Here is a 3,490-nt window from a genome sequence, read left to right as displayed (position 1 = left end):
CCCGCCATTCCGTCATCCCGGCAGGACGATGCCCTCGAGGCGGAGCGACAGGGCCTCCCAGCGCTCGTAGGCCTCCGAAAGCTCGTCCGAGAGCGCGCTGCGCTCCACCATAAGCTCCCGAATCCGCGCCGAGTCGGCGAGCACCGCAGGATCGCTCAGGTCCGCGTCGATCGCGTCCCTGCGGGACTCCATACTCTCGATTCGCTTTTCCAGGGGCGTCAGCTCCCTGCGGATCTCGCGCCGCTCCCGTTCGGCCCGCTCCCGCTCCGCGGCCACCCGCCTGCGGGCCTCGCGGGCGTCCGCGACCCGGAACGCCCCGTCGGGTTCGAGGCCCCCGTCCCGGCGCTCCATCTCCTCCCGCTTCTCCAGGAACCAGGAATAGTTGCCGGGATAGTCGTAGAGCCGCCCGCCGCGAATCTCGAGGACCCGCTCCGCCAGGGCGTCCAGAAAATGGCGGTCGTGGGAGACGATGAGAAGCGTCCCCCGGTACTGGAGCAGGGCGTTCTGCACCAGTTCCCGGGTGCTCCGGTCGAGGTGGTTCGTCGGCTCGTCCAGGATCAGAAGGTTGGTCTCGGCCAGCATGAGCTTGAAAAGGGCCAGACGCGCCTTCTCCCCTCCCGACAGGACGGACACGCGCTTATGGATGTCCTCCCCGGAGAACAGGAACGCGCCCAGCAGGCTGCGGCGGCCGACGTCGTTCAGGACCGAGGGCGCCGATCGGGCCTCCTCCCATATCGTATGGGAATAATCCACGTTCTGCGCGCTCTCCTGAGAGTAGAAGGCTGCCCTGACGTTGTGCCCCAGCCGCACGGCCCCGGTGGTCGGCTCCTCGGTCCCGCTCAGGAGGCGCAGCAGGGTGGACTTCCCCGCCCCGTTGACGCCCACCAGGGCGACGCGCTCCCCGCGGTTGATGGAGAAATCGAGCCCGTCGAAGACCCGTTTTCCGTCGTACTCCCTGGAGAGGCCGCGGGCGCTCAGGACCTCCCAGCCGCTGTCCGGGGCCTCGGGGATGCGGAACCGGACCTCCTTGTCGGGGCCGTCCAGCACGATGGGCTCCATCTTCTCGAGCCGCTTCAGGCGGCTCTGTACCTGGGCCGCCTTGGACGATTTGTAGCGGAAGCGGTCGACGAAACGCAGGGTCTCCTCCACGCGGCGTCTCTGTTCCTCGGCCGTGCGCTCGAGCCGCTCCCGGGCCCATTGCCTCTCCAGCAGATAGCGATCGTAGCCGCAAGGGTAGAGCGTCAGGCGGCCGTGCTCGAGCTCCGCGATCTGCTCGGCCATGTTCTCCAGAAAACGGCGGTCGTGCGACACGGCGACGACGGCCCCCTTATGGCCCCGCAGCCATCCCTCGAGCCATTCCATGCTCTCGGTGTCCAGGTGGTTCGTCGGCTCGTCCAGCAGCAGCACGTCGGGGGCGGAGAGCAGCAGGGCCGCCATGGCGATGCGCATCTTCCATCCCCCGGAGAACTCCGAGCAGCTCCGCGCCCCATCCTCCTGCGCGAACCCCAGGCCGCGCAGCACCTTCAACGCCGCCGCCTCGAAACCGAAGCCCCCCAGGTGCTCGAAATGCCGCTCCAGACGGGAGTGTTCGTCCAGCAGTCCGCCGAGGTCCCGCGTCCCCTCGTCCGTCCGGGACAGGGCGAGCTCCACCGTGCGCAGGCGCGCCTCCAGCCCCGCGAGCCCCACGCGTTCCTTCAGGAGGTCCAGGACCGGAACGGGCTCCAGCTCCACGAGGTCCTGGGGCAGGTAGCCGACCCTCAGCCCCCTGGAACGCTCGACGCGTCCTCCGTCCGGCTCGATCTCCCCCGTCAGGACGCGCAGCAGCGTCGTCTTCCCCGCCCCGTTGTTGCCGACGAGCCCCATCCGGGCCCGATCCCCGATCAGGCAGCCGACATCGTCGAAGACGACCTTCTCCCCGAAGGCCAGCTGAAGCCCCTTGATGTCGATCAGAACAATCCCTCCCAATTATCGCGGACTCTCTCCTTGAGAGTATATACTAATGCGGAGGAGCTCAAAAGCGGACTTCAATCCATTTCTGCGATTTTCCGCTCCCCTTCCGGCTCGAAGGCCGAACGTTCGCACGGCGGCCGACCGGCTTTTTGGATGTCCTTTTTTCAATGAATGACGGGGCAATCTTCATCTTGAAACAATTCTTTTAAAAACGGGGAGGAACATCATGGACTATCGCATCGAGAGGGACTCCATGGGCGAGGTGCGCGTCCCCGCGGACCGGCTGTGGGGGGCGCAGACGCAGCGCAGCCTGGAGAACTTCCGCATCGGAACGGAACGGATGCCCCGGGAGGTCCACGAGGCCCTGCTCCTGATCAAGCGTGCGGCCGCACGCGTCAACGCGAGCCTGGGCTGCCTGAGCGGGGCCGTGGCCGACGCGATCGTCCGCGCCGCGGACGAGGCGCTCTCGGGCCGGCTCGACGCCGAGTTCGTACTGTCCGTCTGGCAGACCGGCAGCGGGACCCAGACCAACATGAACGTCAACGAGGTGCTGGCCCACCGCGCGACGGAGCTGCTGAGGGAGGCCGGAACGCCCGGGGAGGTGCACCCGAACGACCACGTCAACCGTTCCCAAAGCTCCAACGACGTCTTCCCCTCCGCCATGCACATCGCGGCGGCGCGCGCGATTCGGGGCCTGCTCCCCGCCCTGGAGGGGCTTCGCGCGACCCTCTCCGAGAGGGCGGACGCCTTCATGCTCCTGGTCAAGACGGGGCGCACGCACCTGCAGGACGCCACCCCCATCACCCTGGGGCAGGAGATGAGCGGCTGGGCCGCTCTCCTGGAGCGCGACGCGCGGATGATCGAGGCGGCGCTCCCCTTCCTCTCGTCCCTCGCCCTCGGGGGAACCGCCGTGGGCACGGGGCTCAACGCGCCCGAGGGGTTCGACAGGCTCGCGGCGGCGGAGCTGTCGCGCACGGCCGGGCTCGAATTCCATCCCGCAGCCAACAAGTTCCAGGCTTTGAGCGGCAAGGACGAGCTGTCCTTCGCGCACGGGGCGCTCCGCACCCTGGCGATGGACCTGCTGAAGATCGCCAACGACGTGCGATGGCTGGCCTCGGGCCCGCGCTGCGGCCTGGGCGAGCTGAGGCTGCCGGAGAACGAGCCGGGCAGCTCCATCATGCCCGGCAAGGTCAACCCCACGCAGTGCGAGGCCCTGTCGATGGTCGCGGCCCAGGTCCTGGGCAACGACGTCACGGTAGCCTTCGCGGCCGGCCAGGGGAACTTCGAGCTCAACGTCTACATGCCGGTCCTGATCTACAACTTCCTTCAGTCGTGCAGGCTTCTGAAGGACGCCGTCGCCTCCTTCACGACAAACTGCGTCCGCGGCATCGAGCCCGACGAGGAGCGCCTGCGGCGCTATGCCGAACGCTCCCTGATGAACGTGACGGCCCTGACGCCCCTCATCGGCTACGACCGCGCGGCTCAGGCCGCGCGCAGGGCCCACGACGAGGGGACGACCCTGAAGGAGGCCGTGCTCGCC

Annotated in this window: 2 protein-coding genes; one reads left to right on the top strand and one right to left on the bottom strand. The window is 68.2% G+C overall.

The annotated features are described in order from the left end of the window. Positions 1-12: 12 nt before the first annotated feature. On the bottom strand, positions 13-1,965 hold the full coding sequence (locus Q0176_RS05195) for an ABC-F family ATP-binding cassette domain-containing protein (RefSeq protein WP_299299928.1): 1,953 nt from the start codon (positions 1,963-1,965) through the stop codon (positions 13-15). Positions 1,966-2,176: 211 nt separating this feature from the next. Here Q0176_RS05195 and Q0176_RS05190 point away from each other — a divergent pair. Next, positions 2,177-3,490, top strand: a 1,314-nt coding sequence (locus tag Q0176_RS05190; protein ID WP_299299905.1) for a class II fumarate hydratase, incomplete at its 3' end; no start/stop codon positions are given.

It is taken from the genome of uncultured Fretibacterium sp. (genome assembly GCF_938040765.1).
GTDB lineage: Bacteria > Synergistota > Synergistia > Synergistales > Aminobacteriaceae > CAJPSE01.
Note: the sequence above shows the minus strand (reverse complement) of the source record. Positions and strands in the feature narration are given on the sequence as shown.